This is a genomic window from Paucibacter sp. B2R-40, assembly GCF_025717555.1.
Classification (GTDB): Bacteria; Pseudomonadota; Gammaproteobacteria; order Burkholderiales; family Burkholderiaceae_C; genus Paucibacter_A.
On record NZ_JAJIRP010000006.1, the window covers coordinates 48,434 to 69,627 of the forward strand.

General features: G+C 61.7%; 16 protein-coding genes. 6 read left to right on the top strand and 10 right to left on the bottom strand.

Going from position 1 to position 21,194, the window contains the following annotated elements; all coding sequences use genetic code 11:
• Nucleotides 1–41: 41 nt before the first annotated feature.
• The 3 genes from LNV09_RS13465 to LNV09_RS13475 form a co-directional block, all read right to left on the bottom strand.
• On the bottom strand, nucleotides 42–2,399 hold the full coding sequence (locus LNV09_RS13465) for a pseudouridine synthase (RefSeq protein WP_263557591.1): 2,358 nt from the start codon (nucleotides 2,397–2,399) through the stop codon (nucleotides 42–44).
• Nucleotides 2,396–3,163: an SMC-Scp complex subunit ScpB gene (scpB, locus tag LNV09_RS13470; protein ID WP_263557592.1), complete on the bottom strand. Its 768-nt coding sequence runs from the start codon at nucleotides 3,161–3,163 to the stop codon at nucleotides 2,396–2,398. Before scpB ends, LNV09_RS13465 begins: the two co-directional genes overlap by 4 nt.
• A 270-nt stretch (nucleotides 3,164–3,433) precedes the next feature.
• Entirely contained in the window at nucleotides 3,434–4,456 is a 1,023-nt protein-coding gene (locus tag LNV09_RS13475; protein ID WP_263557593.1) for an RluA family pseudouridine synthase, read from the bottom strand.
• A gap of 167 nt (nucleotides 4,457–4,623) precedes the next feature.
• Here LNV09_RS13475 and LNV09_RS13480 point away from each other — a divergent pair, with 167 nt between their 5' ends.
• Nucleotides 4,624–5,403 carry an outer membrane protein assembly factor BamD gene (locus LNV09_RS13480; RefSeq protein ID WP_318023298.1) on the top strand — a complete coding sequence of 260 codons (780 nt, stop codon included), beginning with the start codon at nucleotides 4,624–4,626 and terminating at the stop codon, nucleotides 5,401–5,403.
• 69 nt (nucleotides 5,404–5,472) lie between these two features.
• Here LNV09_RS13480 and yoaA read toward each other — a convergent pair whose 3' ends face one another.
• Nucleotides 5,473–7,440: a DNA repair helicase YoaA gene (gene yoaA, locus LNV09_RS13485; RefSeq protein ID WP_263557830.1), complete on the bottom strand. Its 1,968-nt coding sequence runs from the start codon at nucleotides 7,438–7,440 to the stop codon at nucleotides 5,473–5,475.
• A 156-nt stretch (nucleotides 7,441–7,596) separates the two neighbouring features.
• A complete protein-coding gene (locus LNV09_RS13490) occupies nucleotides 7,597–7,800 on the bottom strand; it encodes a YdcH family protein (protein ID WP_263531917.1) in 204 nt (67 codons plus the stop codon).
• 68 nt (nucleotides 7,801–7,868) lie between these two features.
• Here LNV09_RS13490 and LNV09_RS13495 point away from each other — a divergent pair, with 68 nt between their 5' ends.
• Nucleotides 7,869–8,636 (top strand): PP2C family protein-serine/threonine phosphatase, encoded by a 768-nt coding sequence (locus LNV09_RS13495; protein ID WP_263557594.1) that lies wholly within the window; start codon nucleotides 7,869–7,871, stop codon nucleotides 8,634–8,636.
• A gap of 33 nt (nucleotides 8,637–8,669) precedes the next feature.
• Here the strand turns inward: LNV09_RS13495 and LNV09_RS13500 are convergent, their stop codons facing one another.
• The 5 genes from LNV09_RS13500 to LNV09_RS13520 all read right to left on the bottom strand — a co-directional run bounded on the left by LNV09_RS13500 (nucleotide 8,670) and on the right by LNV09_RS13520 (nucleotide 16,140).
• Nucleotides 8,670–9,329, bottom strand: a complete 660-nt coding sequence (locus tag LNV09_RS13500; RefSeq protein ID WP_263557595.1) for a hypothetical protein — start codon at nucleotides 9,327–9,329, stop codon at nucleotides 8,670–8,672.
• A 14-nt stretch (nucleotides 9,330–9,343) separates the two neighbouring features.
• Nucleotides 9,344–10,456, bottom strand: a complete 1,113-nt coding sequence (zapE, locus tag LNV09_RS13505) for a cell division protein ZapE (RefSeq protein ID WP_263557596.1) — start codon at nucleotides 10,454–10,456, stop codon at nucleotides 9,344–9,346.
• A gap of 66 nt (nucleotides 10,457–10,522) precedes the next feature.
• On the bottom strand, nucleotides 10,523–11,944 hold the full coding sequence (lpdA, locus tag LNV09_RS13510) for a dihydrolipoyl dehydrogenase (protein WP_263557597.1): 1,422 nt from the start codon (nucleotides 11,942–11,944) through the stop codon (nucleotides 10,523–10,525).
• A gap of 16 nt (nucleotides 11,945–11,960) precedes the next feature.
• Complete coding sequence (odhB, locus tag LNV09_RS13515) at nucleotides 11,961–13,202, bottom strand: 2-oxoglutarate dehydrogenase complex dihydrolipoyllysine-residue succinyltransferase (protein WP_263557598.1); 1,242 nt, start codon at nucleotides 13,200–13,202, stop codon at nucleotides 11,961–11,963.
• 79 nt (nucleotides 13,203–13,281) lie between these two features.
• Nucleotides 13,282–16,140, bottom strand: a complete 2,859-nt coding sequence (locus tag LNV09_RS13520; RefSeq protein ID WP_263557599.1) for a 2-oxoglutarate dehydrogenase E1 component — start codon at nucleotides 16,138–16,140, stop codon at nucleotides 13,282–13,284.
• Nucleotides 16,141–16,516: 376 nt separating this feature from the next.
• Between LNV09_RS13520 and LNV09_RS13525 the strand changes: the two genes are divergently transcribed.
• From LNV09_RS13525 to LNV09_RS13540, 4 genes are all read left to right on the top strand, one after another.
• Nucleotides 16,517–17,359 carry a 2OG-Fe(II) oxygenase family protein gene (locus tag LNV09_RS13525; RefSeq protein WP_263557600.1) on the top strand — a complete coding sequence of 281 codons (843 nt, stop codon included), beginning with the start codon at nucleotides 16,517–16,519 and terminating at the stop codon, nucleotides 17,357–17,359.
• 41 nt (nucleotides 17,360–17,400) lie between these two features.
• Complete coding sequence (locus LNV09_RS13530; protein WP_263557601.1) at nucleotides 17,401–17,796, top strand: hypothetical protein; 396 nt, start codon at nucleotides 17,401–17,403, stop codon at nucleotides 17,794–17,796.
• Between the two features lie 36 nt (nucleotides 17,797–17,832).
• A complete protein-coding gene (locus LNV09_RS13535) occupies nucleotides 17,833–19,419 on the top strand; it encodes an ABC transporter substrate-binding protein (protein ID WP_263557602.1) in 1,587 nt (528 codons plus the stop codon).
• Nucleotides 19,420–19,600: 181 nt separating this feature from the next.
• Nucleotides 19,601–21,184, top strand: a complete 1,584-nt coding sequence (locus LNV09_RS13540) for an ABC transporter substrate-binding protein (RefSeq protein WP_263557603.1) — start codon at nucleotides 19,601–19,603, stop codon at nucleotides 21,182–21,184.
• The last annotated feature ends 10 nt before the right edge of the window (nucleotides 21,185–21,194 follow it).

The window sequence follows — 21,194 nt, forward strand, 5'->3', positions numbered from 1 at the left end:
GGAGCCAACAAGGCCCCGGCCGAGAACAGGCCGAGCCAATCTCAGCGATTGCGGCCGCCGTAGCCGCCGCCGGAACGACCGCCGCCGCCGTTGTGGCCACCCTGACCACCCTGGCCGCCACGACCACCGCCACCGCCGCCGCCACGACCGCTGCGACGCACAAAGGCATCCGCGCCGATATAGCCGACCGAAGTCTGCAAGGGATCCGGCTGACGCGGCCCATCGCTGCGGCCACCGTCCCCTCGCCCACCACCCTGCCTGCCGCCGCGATCCGGGGCGCTGCCGCCGGCGCCAAAGCCCGACGGAATGCCCCGACCCTTGCCGGCAAAACGGCGATCGAAGGTTTGCTCAAGGGGGTTGATATTGCGCGGGATAGCTTCTTCAAAGTCATCATCACCACGATCGGGGCCGCGCTCGTTGGCTCGCTCCGGCGGCCGCTCGCTGAAGCGCTCGGCCGGCCTGTCATAGCCACCATCGCGGCCGCGACCTTGCGGGCGGTCACCGCGATCGCCACGGTCTCCGCGATCGCCCCTGTCATTGCCCGGCGCGCGCTCAGGCGCCTCCGCGACCCGACTTGGGCGCGGGCCAACACCGGCATGGCGCCCATCGGCACGACGTCCGCGCGTGTTCGCACTGCCGCGCTCGGCATTGCCACGTTCTGCATTGCGCTCGCCGCCACGATCAGGGCCGCGCTCGGCGCCGCGCTCGTTACCGCGCTCACTACCGCGCTCAGGGCTTCGCTCTCCGCGATCACGATCACCGCCCCGCTCGCCACCACGGCCCGCATTGCGCTCACCGCGCGCACCACGGTCATTGCGGTCGCCGCGCTCATCGCGCCCACCGCGTGCCTGATCGCCGCCGGCCAAGCGTCGAATCACTTGCACATCGTCCTCACCCAACTCGATCCAGACACAACGCTTCAGGCCACGCGGCAACACCACCGTGCCATATCGAATGCGGATCAAACGACTCACCGTCAGGCCCATCGAGTCAAACAGCTTGCGCACTTCGCGGTTGCGGCCTTCGGTGATGACCACGCGGTACCAGCGGTTGATGCCCTCGCCGCCGCCGTCTTCAATGCTCTTGAAGGCCGCCTTCTGACCTTCAATGATCACGCCCTCCAGCAAACGTGCACGCTGCTCGTTGTTCAAGGTGCCCAAGACGCGCACCGCGTACTCACGCTCGACGCCGAAGCGCGGGTGCATCAACTGATTCGCCAACTCGCCAGAGTTGGTGAACAGCAGCAAACCCTCGGTATTCATGTCCAGACGGCCCACCGCCTGCCACTTGCCCTGCTGCAAACGCGGCAGGTGACGGAACACCGTCGGGCGGCCTTCGGGGTCATTGAAGGTCACGACCTCACCGGCCGGCTTGTGATAGGCCAGGATGCGCGGTGGCGGCGGTGAAATACGGATGCGAATGGCTTTGCCCGCCACCCGCACATTGTCACCAAAGGAGATGCGCTGACCGATATGGGCGACTTCGCCGTTCACTTCGATCTTGCCATCGGCAATCATGTCTTCGATGTCGCGGCGCGAACCGATGCCGGCTTGCGCCAGCACCTTCTGCAACTTGGGCGCATCGGCCTCGGCTGCCAAGACGCGCTTGCTCTCGACTTCCTCTTCTTCCTGAACTTCAGGAAGATCATCAACCTCGTCGTCGGCCTCGCCGAACTCGCCCGCCAAGACCTCGGCAAAGCGCTCACCCACCGCCGCCAACAACTCGGGCGCTGGCTCGGCTGCGGCCACTTCAGCCCGTGGAGCACGCGGCTCAAAGCCCTCGGCGCCATCCTTGCGGCCACGCCGGCGATTGCGATTGCGCCCACCGCGCTCGCCAGCCTCGTTTGATGCATCCGCTTCACCAGCTTCACCAGCTTCGGCTGACTCGCTTGAATCCACCGAGCCTGCGCTCACGGGCTCGACCTCAGGTGCCAAGCTGAACAGCGGTTTAGACTCAATCGATACCGCTTCAGCAGCCGGAGCAACCGCCGCCCCATCAACCATAGCTACAGGCGCCGCATCGACCGCTTTGCTCGCCGTCTTGCGGGGCGCGCGACGCTTTGGCGCCTCTTCTGCGACTACTTCTGCGACAACTTCTGCGACAACTTCGGCTGCGGGAGCTTGCGGCACTTGCGTCGCTACGACCTCAACCTGCACCTCGACAGCAGGCTTTTTGGCCACAGTCTTGCGCGGCGCGCGCGGCTTGGTCGCAGCAGCCGCTTCGACGCTGACGGGCGCAGCGGCCTCAGCTACCTGAACCACCTCAGCCGCCGGCAAAGCGTCAGCCTTAGGCTTGGCCGGACTGCGTTTGCGCTTGGGTGCGGCAACTTCGCCGGCTTCGCTGGAGGGGGCGCCGAGAGCATCGGGCTGGGCTTTGGGGTCGATATCGTTTGAATTCATGCGTCGGTGTGCACCTGATCGGCGGCGTCAGACAGTGGATCCGGCTGGGCCGGAACGGATGCGCCTGTATCGCTGACGATAGGCGCGGTGGGGGAACTTGCGGTGAGCCCTGAACCCGTGTCAGGTTCAGCTCCATCGGTAACCGGGCTCTCGAGACCCTCGGTCAACTCAATCGGCTCATTCATTTCATCTATTTCGTTGATCAATTCGCCTTGCAGGCCAGCTGCTTCAGCCAAGGCCTGGGCCGGCGCCACACCGAAATCCAGGGTAGGCAACTGCTCCAGACTGCTCAGGCCAAGATCGTCGAGAAATTGACGTGTGGTGGCGTACAGCGCCGGTCGTCCGGGCGCCTCGCGGTAACCAATCGCATCAATCCAACCACGATCTTCCAACTGCTTGACGATCTGCGTCGAGACCACAACGCCTCGAATGTCTTCAATATCACCTCGGGTCACCGGCTGACGGTAAGCAATGATGGCCAAAGTCTCCATTACTGCCCTGGAGTAGCGCTGCGGCTTCTCGGGATGCAAGCGATCCAGATACTCGCGCAACTCGGGCCGACTCTGAAAACGCCAACCCGAAGCCACTGCCACCAACTCGACACCGCGCCCTTCCCAGTCCCGCGTCAACTCATCCAACACGCTACGCAAAGTGTCCGGGCCGACAGCGTCGGCAAACAAACTGCGCATTTCGCGCAGGGTCAATGGTTGCTGAGCACATATCAGCGCGGTCTCTAGGACGCGCTTAGCATCCTGTGTATTCATTGACTTTCGTCATTTGTCCCGATTCATGCGGGGAAATTTTGGGGTCCAGTCCTCTGGAGCTGACCTTGCCTGCAAGCAATTTGACTTGAGGCCTGCGTCTCACCCGCGACTAAAGAGGCGGAGAAATTGCGGCTTGCCTGATAACCCACAAGCCATCAAACAAAGCACGCACAAGGCTGAGGGAAGAAGATGCGCGTCGGTCGGGCTTAAAACCTCTTCGCGACGCCATTGCTGCTTCAACCAAGCGTGATTGTAACGCCCTCTGAACACTTAATCAGGCCATTGCGGCTCAACCAAGCCCAGTAAAGACCATGCAGATGCCAAATCCTGTGGCAAAGGCGCATCAAATTGCAAGGCCTCGCCGCTGATAGGGTGGGTAAACCCGAGCCGAGCCGCGTGCAAAGCTTGTCTTGTTAGCCCCAATGCCGGCACACCGCCATAGAGCGTGTCGGCCACCAAGGGATAGCCTTTGTGCGACAAATGCACACGAATCTGATGCGTGCGCCCGCTGTGCAAGACGCAGTGCACTGCGCTGATACTGCGCACGCCCTCCTCGCCGATCCCCAAGGCATAGACATCGGTGCGCGATGGCTTGCCGGTGGCCAACACGGCCATCTTGATGCGGGAAATCAGGTCGCGGCGAATCGGCGCATTGATCTCCATTTGCTCAGGCACGCGGCCAAACACCAAGGCCAAGTACTCTCGGTGCACCTCGCGCGCGCCAATCATCCTTGTCAAGGCTGTCACCGCCTCGCGACTCTTGCCCACCATCATCAAGCCGGTGGTGTCTTTGTCCAAACGGTGCACGATACCGGCACGCGGCAAGGCGGCCGCAGCCGGGTGATGAGCCAGCAAACCGTTCATGACGGTGCCGGACCAATTGCCCGAGGCCGGATGCACGACCATGCCGGCGGCCTTGTTGAGCACCAGCACATGCTCATCCTCATAGACGATGTCCAGATGCAGCGCTTCTGCTTTAAAGGCGCGACTCTCGGCCGTCGGCTGCAACTCGATGCGCACATTTTGACCGGCCAATAACTTGCGCGAGGCACTGCTGGCGACCACGCCGTTGATCTTGACGCAGCCGATGTCAATCAGACTTTGCAGATGATTGCGCGAAAACTCGGGCGCGATCTGCACCAAGAAGCGATCCAGTCTTTGGTTATGCCAAGTCGAATCAACTTGCGCCTCACGCGCCTCAACTTCATCAACCAGGCCGGTTTGTTCGGCATCCCATTCATCGTCACCGACCGTCTGGGCGGTGGGCTCACTTGCAGGCAGGGCCTGAACCATATAATCAAAGCTCCGTCTTCAGAGTAAGGGCTGGTGATCTGCACCGCCCTGTAGGGATCATGATAGAAAATTGCGTGCAAAGCCACCCGTCACAGCAGCCCCAGCCGGCTGCCTCAGCCTCGGGCCAGGGTTCGCCCGTCAAGGCTTCACGTCGCTCGCGCGGCTGGCTGCTTGGTGCTGCCGGTCTGCTTGCCTTGACGCTGGCGGCCTGCTCTTCCGACCCCAAAGATGATCCGAACTCGCAGGCCAATTTAGACAAATTGTACGCAGAGGCCAAGGAAGACATGGCATCGGGCAGTTTTGACCGCGCGATCAAGACGCTGGAAAAGGTCGAAGGGCGTGCCGCCGGTACCTTGTTGGGCCAGCAAGCGCAGCTCGATTTGGCCTGGGCCTACCACCGCTCGGGTGAGCGGGCGCAAGCCGTCACCACGCTGGAGCGCTTTATCAAACTCAACCCGTCCAGCCCGGCCCTGGACTACGCGATTTACATGAAGGGCCTGGTCAACTTCAATGAAGACCTGGGGCTGTTTGGACGCATCGCCAGCCAAGATATTTCGGAGCGCGATCAACAAGCAGCGCGCGATGCCTTGCTCGCCTTCAGGCAAGTGCTGGAGCAATTCCCCGATTCCAAATACGCACCCGACTCCCGCGTGCGGGTGGACTACATCACCAACACGCTGGCCAATTACGAGGTGCATGTCGCTCGCTACTATTACAACCGTGGCGCTTATGTCGCAGCGGCCAATCGGGCGCAGCGCGCGGTGCAGGAATTCCAGAATGCGCCCGCCGTTGAAGAAGCGCTCTACCTGATGACCCAAAGCTACGACAAGCTCGGCCTGCGTCCGCTGCGCGATGACGCACAGCGGGTCTTGCAGCAGAGCTTTCCGAAAGGCATTTACGCCAGCGGCGGCGCCAATGCCGACAAAGCCTGGTGGAAGCTTTGGTGAGCGCTGACATCTAAGCGCTGAGAGCTGATTGAAAAGCGCGTGCATGACACGCGCTTTTTTTGGTCCGCTCTAGCCCAAATTTCGCTCCTCGGCCAGCAGGGCCAACCAGTCCAGCGCTTCGGCCTCCTCAGCCAAGCGGGTCATAGGCGGCAAGGCTTCACGCAGGCGCCGGCCGTAATTCATGCCTGCCATGCGCGGGTCGCAGACGACCAGCAGACCTTTATCTTGCTCGGTACGTATCAGTCGCCCGCCGCCCTGTTTCAGCGCGATCGCCGCCTCGGCAATGAAGTAATGCGCGAACGCATTGCGCCCGGCCGCCTCTAGCCGCTTGACCCGCGCTTCAACCAGCGGATCATTGGGAGGCGGAAACGGCAATTTGTCGATCAGCACGCATTGCAGCGTGTCTCCCGGCACATCGATGCCCTCCCAAAAGCTCGCCGAACCGACCAAGACCGCACGCGGATCGTCGATGAACTGTTGCAGCAGCACGCGCTTGGGTGCGGCCCCTTGCTGCAAGACCATCAAGCTGTCACCACCCGTTTCAAATTCGCGCCGCAAGCCGTCACCAATGCTTTGCAATGCACGCAAAGTCGTCGTTAGCACAAAGGTCCGCCCACCCAAGGCTCTTGCGCAACGGGCCGCCAAGGCAGCAACCTGGCCCGGGTGCTCGGGCTCGCTCGGCTTGGGAAAATTGCGCGGGATGTAGAGCCTGGCATTTTCTGCATAGTTGAACGGGCTGCCCACTCGCAGCACGGTCGCATCATCCAGCCCGGCAGGCTCGGTAAACCAGGTCAATCGATCGTCATCACCGAGCGTGGCCGAGGTGAATATCCAGGCCTTGGGGGCGCGAGCCAATTGCTCGATCATCGCCTCGCGAATGTCCAAGGGCGACTCGATCAAGCGCGCCTGATGGGGCGTCAGGTCGATCCAGCGCACATCTGCCGCCTCGGGTTCCGCGGCAAAGACCTCGGCCAGCGAACGCAACTCGACCGCCCTTTCATGCAGACGCACAAAGTCGGGTGAACTGTCTTTGACGGTCGCCAGCATCTCGATGGCCAACTCGGCCGCCGCGCTGACGTCGGCCAGCGCCACATCAAAGCCTGGCCGGCCGGCGCGCTCGGCCCAAGCGAGCTTGAGCATGCCTCGGACCTCGCGGCCATTGGCCGCCAAGGGCCCCGCGCAAACCAGGCGCAACTCGCGCGCTGCGCGCTCGATGTGCAGCTGCAAGCCCTGCCAGTCCTGCAAGCCACGCGCTTGCGCCAGCCCCAGCCCCAGAACATCGCGGCCAAAATCAAGCAGTTGCGCCGTTCCCAGCATCAGGCCCAGAAACTGCACACCGGCCTCGGCCAGCTGATGCGCCTCGTCGAACACGGCCAGATCAACACTGGGCAAGAGCTCCGCCACGCCGGTGTCGCGCAACGTCATATCGGCAAAAAACAGATGATGGTTGACGACCACCACATCGGCCTCCATCGCCTCGCGCCTTGCCTTCACCACATAGCAGGCGCGAAACTCCGGGCATTCGCTGCCCAGGCAGTTCTCCCGCGTGGAGCTAACGAGCGGAATCACCGGCGAGCGCTCGTCCATGCCGTCCATTTCGGCCAAGTCGCCGCTCTTGGTTTGCTGCGCCCAGATCTCGATCCGCGACAATGCCATCACCGCGCGCCGATCCGGTAGTTCGCTGCTGTAGCGGGCCTGGTTCATGCGGTGAATGCACAGATAGCTGCTGCGCCCTTTCAGCAGCGCGATCCGCACCGGCATTTGCAAGGCCTCGCACAGACGAGGCAAATCGCGCATAAAGAGCTGGTCCTGCAAATTCTTGGTCGCGGTGCTGATCAAGGCTCGCCCGCCGGACAGCAGCGCCGGCACCAGATACGCAAAGGTCTTGCCGACGCCGGTGCCCGCCTCGACCACCAAGGTCTCACGCCGTGCGATCGCACGGGCCACCGCTTGGCTCATCGCCAGCTGTTGCTCGCGCGGCTTGTAGCCGGCATCACTGCGCGCCAGCGGCCCACCTTCGTCAAAGGCGGCGGCCACCCATTGTTCAAGTTCGCTGACGGCAGGCGCTTGAACTTCCTCCTGAGGTTCGGCAGCGGCATCGCCAAAGCCCTCATCAAAGGAATCGTCTAGCGTGGGCGGGGAAGGTCGCGTCAAAGTGGCGTCAAATCAAACGAAGTCAAAAAAGAGAACTCTTCAAGCCAGCTCATCGGGATCGCAAGCCTGTTCGATGCGCACGATCAAGTCTCGCAGGCCCAGCCGGCGCTTTTTCAGGCGCCGCAGGCTCAACTCATCCAGCGGCTGCTCCAAGGCAACGCGATCGATCAGCACATCCAGATCGGCATGTTCCATACGCAATTCGATCAGACGTCTAGACAGAGAGTGAAGTTGTTCATCCATATGGGCCCGGCCAGGCTCGGTGTGCGCTTGATTAGCGATTATAGTTTTGAGGAACTTCAGGCCTCCCCATGACTCGCACCCCCCCGGGCTTTCGCCTGAGCGCCGCTACCGGTACCCACCGGGGCGACCGTCAATACCAACAAGACCAAGTCGAGGTGATTCTCCACCCTCACAACAGCGCCTGCCTGCTTGCGGTCGTCGCTGACGGCATGGGAGGAAAAAGCGGCGGGCGCAAAGCCGCCGACCAAGTCTTGCTGACCAGCCAGCAATTGTTTGAGCGCTTTGTACCCGGCAAAGAGTCGGCCGAAGAGCTGCTCAAGCAGATCCTCTCCGAAGCCCACCTGATGATCAAGCTGACCGCCTTGTCGGCCGAGGAAGAACCGCACAGCACCCTCGCCGCCTTCTTGATCACAGCCGACCGACGCTGCCACTGGATTCACTCCGGCGACTCCCGCATCTATCTGTTCCGAGGCCCGAATCTGCTCAAGCGCACGCTCGACCATTCCTTTGTGCAAGGCCTGGTCGATAAGGGTGAGCTCAGTGAGGCTGAAGCCTCTACCCACCCGCAATCCAATCTGCTGACGGGCTGCCTGGGCACGGTGCAAGACCCGGTCGGCAGCAGCGAATGCATTGAGGTGGTCGAAGATGGCGACACAATTGTCTGCTGCAGCGATGGCCTGTGGCACTTCTTCACGCCCAGCGAGTTGGGCGTTGTGCTGCACACCCTGCCCCCGCGTGAGGCTGCGGAGTTGTTGATCAGCAAGGCCAGGCAGCGCGCGCGCGGCGGTGGCGACAATTTGTCGCTAGCGATTGTGCGAGTGCAGGCGCTGTCCTGAGCGGCACCCAATCAACGCCTGGTCAACGCTTGCTCAGCGTTTGAGCAGGGGCGGAGCGCTCGCGGCGGCCTCGATATCGGCGGCGCTGGGGATAGGCAAGGCCGTTGGCTGCTTCTTACCTTTGAGCTTCTCATCCCTGAGAACTTGACGCCGTTCAGCGGCTTTTTGCCTGGCCACTTGCTCACTCAAATAATCGGCCTTTTGCACCTGCCGACGCTGCGCTGCCTCGCTGGCCTGGGCCGCCTTGGCCCGCTGAGTGGACAGCTGACTCTCGCTGCTTGGCTTGGGCGCAGGCGCGGCTTGGGCCTTGGACGCTGGCGGCACATGAGCTGGGGCGGGAGCCAAAAGCTCGGCGGTGCGGAGACGCCCTTGCGCCTGCGCAAATTCGCGCTCGCGCGCGGCCACCCGCTCGCGCTGTGCTTCGGCCCGTGCACGCCGCTCATTGGCGTCCAGCACCGCTTCCCGGTCTTGCAGCGGCTTCAGGCCGGCACTGCGCCGCAGCTTGGCATCATCCAAACAGGCATTGACGAAAAAACGGCGAGCACACAGTTCACTGTCGGCCTTGAACTGCGCCTCTATGACAGCGCGTTGCTCGTCCAGCGTGCGCAGTTCGGCGCGATCATCCAGGACGGCAGCGGCAGCCCCGGCCACAGCGGCCGACAACAAAACAACAAACACTGAACAACTGTGCATCACGGGCTGGATCATCAAGTCAAGCTGGTATCGACATCGCGGCGAGCCAGCGCCAAATACTCGGAGGATTGCATCTCCTGCAGCCGCGACACGGTACGTGGAAATTCATGCGCCAAAGGTCCTTCGGTATAGAGCGCCTCCGGCGCTACAGCCGCCGACATCACCAGTTTGACGCGCCTGTCATACAGCACATCAATCAGCCAGGTGAAGCGCCTGGCCTCACTTGACAAGCGCGGCGGCATTTCCGGCACATTGCTGAGCAAGACCGTGTGGAACTGCGTCGCCAACTCCAGATAGTCGTTTTGCGAACGCGGCCCGCCGCAAAGCGTGGAGAAATCGAACCAAACCACGCCGCCAGCGCGGCGCCGGGCGCGCAGCCGACGTTGCTCGATATGCAGATCAGGGTCTTCGTCGCGCGCCTCGGCCAAGGCTTCAAACGCAGTGTTCAAGGCCTTGTCGGCAGTCTCGTCGAGGGGGCAGTGATACAGCTCCACCTGATCGAGCGTGCGGCTGCGGTAGTCAAAGCCGTTGTCGACATTGATGACTTCGAGCTTCTCGTTGAGCAGCGCGATCGCCGGCAAGATGCGGTCGCGGTGCAAGCCGTTGGGGTAGAGCCCATCGGGCATGAAGTTGGACGTCGTGACGATGCTGACGCGGTTGCGGAACAAGGCGTCCAGCAAGCGATGCAGAATCATCGCGTCGGTCACATCCGACACATGGAATTCATCAAAGCAGATCAGCCTGAAGCGCTTGGCAATGCGTTTGCCCAATTCCTCCAGCGGGTCGGCGATGCCCTTCAATTCATGCAACTCGCGGTGCACCTCGCGCATGAACTCATGGAAGTGCAGGCGAGTCTTGCGCGTCAGCGGCACGGCCTGGAAAAAGCAGTCCATCAGGAAGCTCTTGCCACGACCTACGCCGCCGTACATATAGACGCCGCGCGGCAAGGGCGGGCGCACCAGCATTTTGGTCACCACATTGCTGCGACGCGCCTTGTAATCGGCCCATTCGTCTTGGCAGCGCTGCAGCGCCGCGACCGCGCGCAGCTGCGCCGGGTCGGCCGTAAAGCCGCGCTCGGCGAGGGTCTGCTGGTAAAGCTCGGTAACCGTGGTCTCGGGGGACGTCATGCGCAATTTCCAATGAAAAGGGGCGACACCGGCCGCCCCTTCTCGTTCAACACATCAAACTCGAAATCAGAAATTCAGCGTGCGCTTGTCAACCGCCAACGCCGCTTCCTTGGTTGCTTCGGACAGCGAAGGATGGGCATGGCAGATGCGCGCGATATCCTCGGCCGAGGCCTTGAACTCCATCGCCACGACGGCCTCCGAGATCAATTCGGAAGCAAACGGGCCGATGATGTGCACGCCCAGGATTTCGTCGGTCGTGGCATCGGCCAGGAACTTGACGAAACCATTGGTGTCACCCAGAGCGCGCGCGCGGCCATTCGCCATGAAGGGGAACTGCCCCGCCTTGTAAGCCACGCCGTCCGCCTTGAGCTGCTGCTCCGTGCGGCCCACCCAGGCAATCTCCGGGCTGGTGTAGATCACCCAAGGGATGGTGTTGAAGTTGACATGGCCGTGCTGACCGGCAATGCGCTCGGCCACGGCAACGCCCTCTTCCTCGGCTTTGTGCGCCAGCATCGGGCCGCGCACCACATCGCCGACCGCCCAGACATTGGCCAGATTGGTTTTGCAGTCGCCGTCCACCTCGATGGCGCCGCGTTCGTCCAGCTTCAGGCCAACAGCCTCAGCATTCAGACCGATGGTGTTGGCGACACGGCCGATCGAGATGATCAGCTTGTCGAACTCGGCCTTTTGCTCGGCACCCTTGGCATCGGTGTAGCTGACGCTCACACTCTTCTTCGTGGCCTTGACCTCGCCGATCTTCACGCCCAGCTCGATCTTGAGGCCTTGCTTCTTGAACAGCTTGGCCGCTTCCTTGGCCACGCCTTCGTCAACCGCGCCGAGGAAGGTCGGCAGACCTTCCAAGACCGTCACGTCGGCGCCCAGACGGCGCCAGACCGAGCCCATTTCCAAGCCAATCACGCCGGAGCCGATAACGCCCAACTTCTTCGGTACCGCGCCGATGCGAAGCGCGCCGTCATTGGAGAGAATCATCTCTTCATCGAAAGCGGCACCCGGCAGCTGACGGGCATTCGAGCCAGTGGCCAGAATCACATGCTTGGCCAGCACGGTTTCCTCGCCGGCCTTGAGCTCGTACAAGCCGTCCTTGGCGCCAAGGAATGAGCCGCGACCGTGGAAGAACGTGACCTTATTCTTCTTGAACAGATACAAGATGCCGTCGTTGTTCTGCTTGACGACCATGTCCTTGCGCGCAAGCATCTTGGCCACGTCCATCTTGACGTTGTCGGCCGAAATGCCGTGCTCGGCAAAGTGATGGTTGGCATGGTCAAAATGCTCAGATGACTGCAGCAAGGCCTTGGAAGGAATGCAGCCGACATTGGTGCAAGTGCCGCCGGGCGCAGGGCCGCCCTTCTCGTTCTTCCACTCGTCCACGCAGGCGACATTGAAGCCGAGTTGCGCCGCGCGGATCGCCGCGATATAGCCGCCGGGGCCGCCGCCGATGACGAGGACGTCGAATTGTTTGGTAGTCATGAATCTAGGCTCCGATTCAGATGTCAAACAACAGGCGCGATGGATCTTCCAGCGCATCCTTCATCGTCACCAAGCCCAAGACGGCTTCGCGGCCGTCAATGATGCGGTGGTCATAAGACATGGCCAGATAGTTGATCGGGCGCACCACCACTTGACCGTTCTCGACCACAGCGCGGTCCTTGGTCGCATGCACGCCCAGAATCGCCGATTGAGGCGGGTTGATGATGGGGGTCGAAAGCATCGAGCCGAAGGTGCCGCCGTTGGAGATCGAGAAGGTGCCGCCGGTCAAATCGTCAAGCGAGATCTTGCCTTCCTTGGCCTTTTGGCCGAACTCGGCGATCTTCTTTTCGATGTCGGCAAAGCTCATCTGGTCCGCATTGCGGATCACCGGCACCACCAAACCGCGTGGCGAGCCGACGGCGATGCCGATGTCGAAGTAGCCGTGATAGACGATGTCATTGCCGTCCACCGATGCATTCAAGACCGGGAACTTCTTCAAGGCGGCCACGGCGGCCTTGACGAAGAAACTCATGAAGCCGAGCTTGACGCCATGCTCTTTCTCGAACTTCTCCTGGAAGCGCTTGCGCATTTCCATCAGCGGCGCCATGTTCACTTCGTTGAAGGTGGTCAGGATGGCGTTGGTGGCTTGCGACTGAAGCAAACGCTCGGCCACTCGCGCGCGCAGGCGGCTCATGGGCACGCGCTGCTCGGGGCGATCGCCCAAGTTGATGGCGGCAGGCGCTGCCACGGCCGGCAGCGGCTTGGCCACTGCAGCGGCGACAGGCACAGCCACGGGAGCTGGCACGGCAGCCTTGGCTGCCAAGACATCACCCTTGGTGACGCGGCCATCCTTGCCGGTGCCGGCAACGGCGCTGGCGCTCATGCCGGCTTCGGCCAACAGCTTGGCGGCGGCCGGCATGGCCACATCACCCTTGGCTGCAGCCACTGCCACAGCGGCGGCGGGTGCTGCAGCCGCGGGAGCAGCAGCAGCGACTGGAGCGCCAGCCGAGGCTTTGCCGTCGGTGTCGATGCGTGCGATGACTTCCTCGCTGACGACGCTGGAGCCGTCGTTGCGGACGATTTCGGCCATCACGCCGGCGCTTGGCGCGGGCACTTCCAACACGACCTTGTCGGTCTCGATTTCAACCAGGATTTCGTCGATGGCAACAGCTTCGCCGGGCTTCTTCTTCCAGGTCAGCAAGGTGCCGTCAGCGACGGATTCGGACAACTGGGGGACTTTGACTTCTACGATGGCCATGATGAACTAACTTTCAATTTATTCGGGTGCCGGGCAATGTGCCGAGCGAGGGGCGTCGCGGACCCGCGACGCCAGCTGCTTACTTGGTGAGGATGAAGCCCTTGAGCTTGCCGAAGGCCTGATCCAGCAGCGCCTTTTGCTGTTCCTGGTGCAGATGCGCATAGCCGCAGGCCGGCGAAGCCGAGGCCGGGCGGCCGGCGTAGCCGAGCTTCTGGCCGTCGACCATGTTCTCGTGCACATAGTGCTGCACAAAGAACCATGAGCCCTGGTTTTGCGGCTCATCCTGGCACCAAACAATTTCGGCCAAGTTGGGGTACTTCTTCAGCTCGGCGGCAAATGCCTTGTGCGGGAAAGGATAGAGCTGCTCGACGCGGATCAGCGCAACGTCAGTGGCCTTACGCTCGGTGCGCGACTTGACCAAGTCGTAATAGACCTTGCCCGAGCAAGCGACCACGCGCTTGACTTTCGACGCATCGATCGTCGTATCGCGCTCGCCGATGACGGTCTTGAACTCGCCCTTGGTGAACTCGGTGATCGGTGAGGTCGCGTCCTTGTTACGCAGCAGCGACTTGGGCGTCAAGATGATCAGCGGCTTGCGGAACATGCGCAGTTGCTGGCGACGCAAGACATGGAAAATCTGCGAGGCCGAAGTCGGCTGCACGATCTGCATATTGTTGTCGGCCGCCAATTGCATGAAGCGCTCCAGGCGCGCCGAGCTGTGCTCAGGGCCTTGGCCTTCGTAGCCATGCGGCAACATCAGGGTCAGACCATTGGCGCGGCCCCACTTGACCTCACCCGAAGCGATGAACTGGTCAATCACGACCTGCGCGCCGTTGACGAAATCGCCGAACTGGGCTTCCCAGATCGTCAGCGTGACCGGGTCGGCCGAGGCGTAACCGTACTCAAAGCCCAGCACCGCTTCTTCGGACAGCAAGGAGTCGATGACGACGAACGGGGCCTGACCTTCGGCGACGTTTTGCAGCGGCACATAGGTGCCCGAATCCCACTTCTCGCGGTTCTGGTCATGCAAGACGGCATGACGGTGCACAAAAGTGCCACGGCCGCAATCCTCACCCGACAAACGCACCGGGTAGCCGCTGGCCACCAGCGACGCGAACGCCATATGCTCGCCCATGCCCCAGTCGACATTGATCTCGCCCCGGCCCATGGCGGCGCGGTCGGCCAAGACCTTCTCGACCAGCGAGTGCACCTTGAAGGTCTCGGGCACCGTGGTGATGCGCTCGGCCAGGCGTTTGAACTCGGCCATCGGCAGCGCTGTGTCGCAGGAGTCGGTCCACTTCTTGCCCAGGTAAGGCGACCAATCGGTCGCGTACTTGCTCTTGAAGTTGGTCAGCACCGGGTCAACCGTGTGGCGGCCTTCGTCCATCGCGGCGCGGTAGGCCTTGAACATATCGTCCGGGCCGGTCGCGGTCAGCACGCCTTGGGCGATCAGTTTGTCGCCGTAGAGCTTGCGGGTGCCCGGGTGCAAAGCAATTTTCTTGTACATCAGCGGCTGGGTCAGCGCCGGTGTGTCCTGCTCGTTATGGCCCAGCTTGCGGTAGCAGATGATGTCGACGACAACATCCTTCTTGAACTGCTGGCGGTATTCCAACGCCAGCTGGGTGCACAAGACCACGGCTTCCGGATCATCGCCGTTCACGTGCAAGACCGGCGCCTCGATCATCTTCACGACGTCGGTGCAATACAGGGTCGAGCGACTATCGCGCGGGTCGGAAGTTGTGAAACCGATCTGGTTGTTGATGACGATGTGCACCGTGCCGCCGGTGTAATAGCCACGCGTTTGCGCCAGCGCCAGCGTTTCCATCACGACGCCCTGACCGGCAAAAGCCGCGTCGCCGTGCACCAAGACCGGCAGCACTTGCGCGCCCGTCTTGTCGCCACGCCGGTCCATGCGCGCCTTGACCGAACCCTCGACCACCGGATTGACGATCTCCAGGTGCGAAGGGTTGAAGGACAGCGTCAGGTGAATCGGGCCGCCGGGGCTGGTCACATCGCTGGAGAAACCTTGGTGGTACTTGACGTCGCCGGCCGGCAGGTCTTCGGGGGCCTTGTGTTCGAACTCGTCGAACAAGTCCTTGGGCATCTTGCCCAGGGTGTTGACCAGCACATTGAGGCGGCCACGGTGGGCCATGCCGATGACGATTTCTTGCACGCCGGACGCGCCGCCGCCCTGCACCAACTCGTCCATCGCCGCGATGAAGCTCTCACCACCTTCCAGCGAGAAACGCTTCTGGCCGACGTACTTGGTGTGCAGATAACGTTCCAGTCCTTCGGCGGCGGTCAGGCGGCCGAGGATGTGCTTCTTTTTATCGGCCGTGAAGCTGGGCTTGGAGCGGATCGCTTCCAAGCGCTCTTGCCACCAGCGCTTTTCGGTCTGGTCGGTGGTGTGCATGTACTCGGCGCCGATGCTGCCGCAGTAGGTTTCACGCAAGGCCTGCACGATTTCGCGCAGCGTCATGTTCTCGGCTTTGGAGAAATAGGTGTTGGTGGCGCTGAACGGGATGTCCATATCGGACTCGATCAGGTCATAGAACGAGGTCTCCAACTCCGGAATGCGCGGGCGCTCGGTGCGCTGCAGCGGATCCAGATCGGCCCAGCGCGAACCGACATTGCGGTAGGCGGCAATCAGCGACTGCACATGGACCTGCTTGCGGGCCACGGCCAAATCGGCGCTGGAGGCCTTGTTGCCGAAGGCATTGGCCTTGGCGCGCTGTGCGAAGGATTCGATCACCGGTGCATGGGCCACATCGCGGGCGTCGCTGCCGTCGGTGGCGGGCACATGCTGAAGCGCATCGAAATACGTGCGCCAGGTGTCGGACACCGAGGCCGGGTTGTCGAGGTAGGCCTCGTACATCTCTTCTACATAGGGCGCATTGCCCCCGAACAGGTAGGAATTGGACCTGTGTTGCTGCATCATTTCGCTCACCTCTAACCCGGCTTCCGGGAATCTGGCTGGTTAAAAAAAACCTTCCGCGGCACGGCTCTACCGGTTGGCGGATTGCGACCCACCGAAGCTGCTGCCAGCCAAGGGGACGGGAAGGACCATAAGTCTCAAGGGGCGGACTTTATCACCGATGCTGCTGATGACAATGCAAAGCCAAGCGCGTGGACTCCAGGCCTTATCGGTAAAAAGTCGCGTGGCCTGAGCCCGAATCGACAAACTCCCTCAGCCGAACCAAAGCGACAAGAATTCTGGCAAACGTTTGCGAACTGGCGCGGCTTGACCTAGACTTGCGCCTGAACGCCGGGCCCCACGATTGAATGGCTCGGCGGCGGGACACACAGGAGATCCCATGCAAGTACAGGTTGTCGACTACCGGGCCGCCGACGCGGCCGAGCAATTCACCCGCTCGCTGCACGAGACCGGCTTCGGCGTGCTCGTCAATCACCCGATCCAGCAAACGTTGGTCGAAAAAATCTACGCCGATTGGCTGGGCTTTTTCAACTCTGATGAAAAGCAGCCATTCGCTTTTTCAAAAGAAACCCAAGACGGCTATTTCTCCACCGAAACTTCGGAGACCGCCAAGGGCGCCGCGCTCAAGGACATCAAGGAATATTTCCATTACTACCCTTGGGGCCGGGTACCACCGGCCTTGCAGGCCGATGCGCAGGCCTACTTTGCGCAGGCCAATGGCCTGGCGCAAGAGCTTTTGTCCTGGGTAGAGCGCTTCACGCCGCCGGAAATTGCCCGGCATTACCGCGAGCCGTTGTCCAATATGATCAAGGACAGCAAGCTGACCTTGTTGCGGGTGCTGCGCTACCCGCCGCTGACGGGCCAAGAGCCAGCCGGCGCCTTGCGGGCGGCGGCGCATGGCGACATCAATCTGCTGACGATTTTGCCGGCCGCCAATGAGCCGGGTTTGCAGGTGCAGGGCCTGGACGGCGCCTGGTTCGATGTGCCCTGCGATTTCGGCATGTTGATCATCAATATCGGCGACATGCTGCAAGAAGCCTCACAGGGCTACTACCCCTCAACCCAGCACCGCGTGGTGAACCCCAGCGGTGACGGCGCCAAGCGCAGCCGCATCTCCTTGCCGCTGTTCTTGCACCCGCGCAACGAAGTGGTGCTGTCGGAGCGCTACACGGCGGATCAGTATTTGCAAGAACGGCTGCGGGAATTGGGCGTCAAGACCTGAACCTGCGCGGGCCAAGTAACTAGCCGGCGCTACAGTCGCGCATGGCGAGCAAGCAAGATCAGGTCATTCAAATCCACCCGGACGCGCCGGCCAAACCGGCCGAGGGCGCGCCTTGCAATGGCTGCGGCGTGTGCTGTTTGAGTGCGCCCTGCCCGATCGGCATCTTGGTCAGCCGCCGCACCCGTGGTGCCTGCTACGCGCTGCAATGGTCCGCTCCCGATCGTCGTTACGTCTGCGGCATGTTGAGTGCGCCACTGCAGGTGCTGGGCTGGCGCGGCGCCGCCACCGGCCGCTTGTCCCAGCAATTCGCCAAGTTGCTAAGCCGACTGAGCGCACGCTGGATTGCCGCCGGCATCGGCTGCGATTCGAACCTGCAAGTGCTGCGCCCGCCCGCCTCCGGGCAAGCCACTAGAGCCGACAAGTGCTCAGACGGCTAGCATCTGCCCCACACAAATCCATTCAAGGGGATCAAGATGCCTTTATTCAAACGCACCGTTGCCGCCACAGTGGCCATGACCCTAATGCTGGGTCTGGTCGGTATCAGTGCCCAGGCCGTGCCGCTGCGCTGGGCCGCTCAAAACGACATCCAGACCCTGGACCCGCATTCGCAGAATCACGCCACCACACATGGCATCAGCGCCTATGCCTACGAAGGGCTGACACGCTACAACGAGAAGTTCCAGCCCGAGCCGGCGCTCGCCACCAAATGGACCGCCATCAGCCCAACGCAAATTCGCTTCGATCTGCGCCGCGGCGTGAAGTTTCACGATGGCACGCCCTTCACTGCCGACGATGTGATCTTCTCCTTCGGGCGCATCAAGCAGCCGCAGGCCAATAACCAGATCTTTGTGGCCGGCATCAAGGAGATCAAAAAAGTCGACGACTACACGGTCGATCTGATGCTGGATGGCCCCAGCCCGGTGCTGCTGCGCAATCTGACGGCCTTTCGCATCATGAGCAAGGCCTGGGCCGAGAAGAACAAGTCGGTCAACCCGCAGGACTACAAGGCCAAGGAAGACACCTTTGCCGCACGCAATGCGATGGGCACCGGACCTTACAAGATCACCAGCTGGACGCCCGATCAGAAAATCAGCATGGTCGCCAACAAGGACTGGTGGGACACCAACAAAGGCAATGTGACCGAGATCAGCTATACGCCGATCAAGAGCGACGCGACGCGCGTGGCGGCTTTGTTGAGCGGCGATGTTGATCTGCTGACCGACCTGCCGACGCAAGACGTCGCCAAGCTCAAGGCCGACCCCAAACTCAAGGTGATCGACGGCCCCGAGAACCGCACGATCTTTTTTGCCCTAGATGAAGGCAGCGACGAGTTGCGCGGCTCCAATGTGAAGGGCAAGAATCCGTTCAAGGACAAACGCGTGCGTGAAGCGATGAGCAGCGCCATCGACCGCGAAGCGATCAAGCGCAGCCTGATGCGCGGCCTGTCGGTGCCTGCCGGCATCATGGTGGCGCCGGGTGTCAACGGCAACACGCCGGACATTGACGTGCCGCCCAAGGTCGACCTGGAAAAAGCCAAGAAACTGCTGGCCGAAGCCGGTTACCCGGACGGCTTCGAAGTGCCACTGAACTGCCCGAACGACCGCTATGTCAACGACGAGGAAATCTGCCAGGCGGTGGTGGCGATGTGGGCCAAGATCGGCATCAAGGCCAAATTGAGCGCCTTGCCGATGTCGCAGCATTCGGTCTTGCTGCAAAAAATGGAGTCGCCGCTGTATCTGTATGGCTGGGGCGTGACGACTTTTGACGGCCAGTACACCTTGCAAGACATCGTCCACACCCGCTCCAGCGGCGTTGACGGCAAAGGCAATTATTCCCGCGTCAGCGACGCCAAGGTGGACGCCATGGTGCAGGCGATGAAGACCGAAACCGACGTCAACAAACGCAATGCGCTGATTCGCGAGGCGCTCCTGCGTGTGCGAGATGAATACCTGTTCATCCCGATTCACCACCAAGTGCGCCCCTGGGCCATGAAGAGCAATGTCGAAACCCTGCACCGGGCGGATGACAAACCCGAGGCTCGTTTCACCACCTTGAAGTAAGCTGCTCTTAAATCCCAAGCGCAGCCCAAGTCCAGGCCAAACCCAAGCCACCCGCGCGGTGGCTTTTTCATGCGCGCCGTTCGCTCAACAGCCCGCGCCACATGCGGGCAAGCCACTAGAGCCTTGGCCGCGAGGGCCGACTAGCATCAAGCCCATTCAAACCTTGTTGGACGGGACCTCTATGCACAAGATCAAACTCGCCACGCTGGCCATCACCTTGGGATTTGGCCTGGGGCTGGGCAGCGCCGCGCAGGCCGTGCCGCTGCGCTGGGCGGCTCAGAATGATATTTTGACCATGGACCCGCATTCGCAGAATCACACCACCACCATTGCCATCCTGATGCATGCCTACGAGGGCCTGACGCGCTACAACGACAAGTTCCAAGTCGAGCCGGCGCTGGCGACCAAATGGACCTATATCTCGCCGACGCAAGTGCGTTTTGATTTACGCAAAGGCGTCAAGTTCCATGACGGCTCGCCCTTCACCGCCGATGATGTGATCTTCACCTTCGGGCGCATCAGCCAGCCGCAGGGCACGATGCAGACCTATGTGGCCGGCATCAAGGAGATCAAGAAGATCGACGATCACACCATCGATGTGATGCTGAATGCGCCCACGCCCATCCTGCTGCGCAGCATCATCGACTTCCGCATCATGAGCAAGGCCTGGGCCGAGAAGAACAAGACCACCAACGTGCAGGACTACAAGGCCAAGGAAGACAACTACGCCTCGCGCAACGCGATGGGTACCGGCGCTTACAAGATCACCGGCTGGCAGCCCGATCAGAAGATCACCATGGTGGCCAACAAGGACTGGTGGGATGCGAAAAACGCCAGCAACGTCAGCGAGGTCATCTACACACCGATCAAATCGGACCCAACCCGGGTGGCGGCGCTCTTGTCCGGTGACGTGGACATGCTGACCGACCTGCCGACTCAAGATGTGGCCAAGCTCAAGCTTGATGCCAAGCTCAAGGTGGTCGAAGGCCCCGAGGTGCGCACCATTTTCTTCGCGATGGACCAGGGCAGCGAGGAGTTGGCCGGCGCAAGCATCAAGGGCAAGAACCCCTTCAAGGATAGAAAGGTGCGGGAGGCGATGAGCGTCGCCATCGACCGCGAAGCGATCAAGCGCACCATCATGCGTGGCCTGTCGATTCCGGCTGGCATCATGGTGGCGCCGGGCGTCAACGGCAACACGCCCGATATCGATGTGCCGCTCAAGGCCGACACCGACAAGGCCAAAAAGCTACTGGCCGAGGCGGGCTACCCAAGCGGCTTCGAGGTGCCCTTGAACTGCCCGAACAACCGCTACGTCAACGACGAAGAGGTCTGCCAGGCGGTGGTGGCGATGTGGGCCAAGATCGGCATCAAGGCGCGCCTGTCCGCACTGCCCTTCTCGCAACACAGTCAGACCTTCCAGCGCTTTGAGGCGCCGCTCTATATGCTGGGCTGGGGGGTGGCCACTTTCGACGCGCAGTTCACGCTGCAAAGCCTGGCCCACACCCGCACCAGCGGCGCCGATGGCAATTTCAACTATTCAAAGTTGAGCGATGCGCAGCTTGATCATCTGATCGACAGCATGAAGACGGAGACCGATGTGGCCAAGCGCAATGCCTTGATCCGCGAGGCCTTGCTGCGCGTGCGGGACGAGTCTTTCTTCATCCCGCTGCACCATCAAATGCGGCCTTGGGCGATGCGCGCCAATGTGGAAACCGTGCACCGCTCGGATGACAGACCCGAAGCTCGCTTCACCCATATCAAGTAGCGGCCAAAAG

Coding starts and splice junctions, on each gene's coding strand:
- LNV09_RS13495 (WP_263557594.1), top strand. CDS start 7,869: ATGACTCGCACCCCCCCGGGCTTTCGCCTGAGCGCCGCTACCGGTACC.
- LNV09_RS13475 (WP_263557593.1), bottom strand. CDS start 4,456: ATGGTTCAGGCCCTGCCTGCAAGTGAGCCCACCGCCCAGACGGTCGGT.
- scpB (WP_263557592.1), bottom strand. CDS start 3,163: ATGAATACACAGGATGCTAAGCGCGTCCTAGAGACCGCGCTGATATGT.
- LNV09_RS13535 (WP_263557602.1), top strand. CDS start 17,833: ATGCCTTTATTCAAACGCACCGTTGCCGCCACAGTGGCCATGACCCTA.
- LNV09_RS13525 (WP_263557600.1), top strand. CDS start 16,517: ATGCAAGTACAGGTTGTCGACTACCGGGCCGCCGACGCGGCCGAGCAA.
- LNV09_RS13520 (WP_263557599.1), bottom strand. CDS start 16,140: ATGATGCAGCAACACAGGTCCAATTCCTACCTGTTCGGGGGCAATGCG.
- LNV09_RS13540 (WP_263557603.1), top strand. CDS start 19,601: ATGCACAAGATCAAACTCGCCACGCTGGCCATCACCTTGGGATTTGGC.
- LNV09_RS13530 (WP_263557601.1), top strand. CDS start 17,401: ATGGCGAGCAAGCAAGATCAGGTCATTCAAATCCACCCGGACGCGCCG.
- lpdA (WP_263557597.1), bottom strand. CDS start 11,944: ATGACTACCAAACAATTCGACGTCCTCGTCATCGGCGGCGGCCCCGGC.
- LNV09_RS13465 (WP_263557591.1), bottom strand. CDS start 2,399: ATGAATTCAAACGATATCGACCCCAAAGCCCAGCCCGATGCTCTCGGC.
- LNV09_RS13490 (WP_263531917.1), bottom strand. CDS start 7,800: ATGGATGAACAACTTCACTCTCTGTCTAGACGTCTGATCGAATTGCGT.
- odhB (WP_263557598.1), bottom strand. CDS start 13,202: ATGGCCATCGTAGAAGTCAAAGTCCCCCAGTTGTCCGAATCCGTCGCT.
- zapE (WP_263557596.1), bottom strand. CDS start 10,456: ATGACGTCCCCCGAGACCACGGTTACCGAGCTTTACCAGCAGACCCTC.
- LNV09_RS13500 (WP_263557595.1), bottom strand. CDS start 9,329: ATGCACAGTTGTTCAGTGTTTGTTGTTTTGTTGTCGGCCGCTGTGGCC.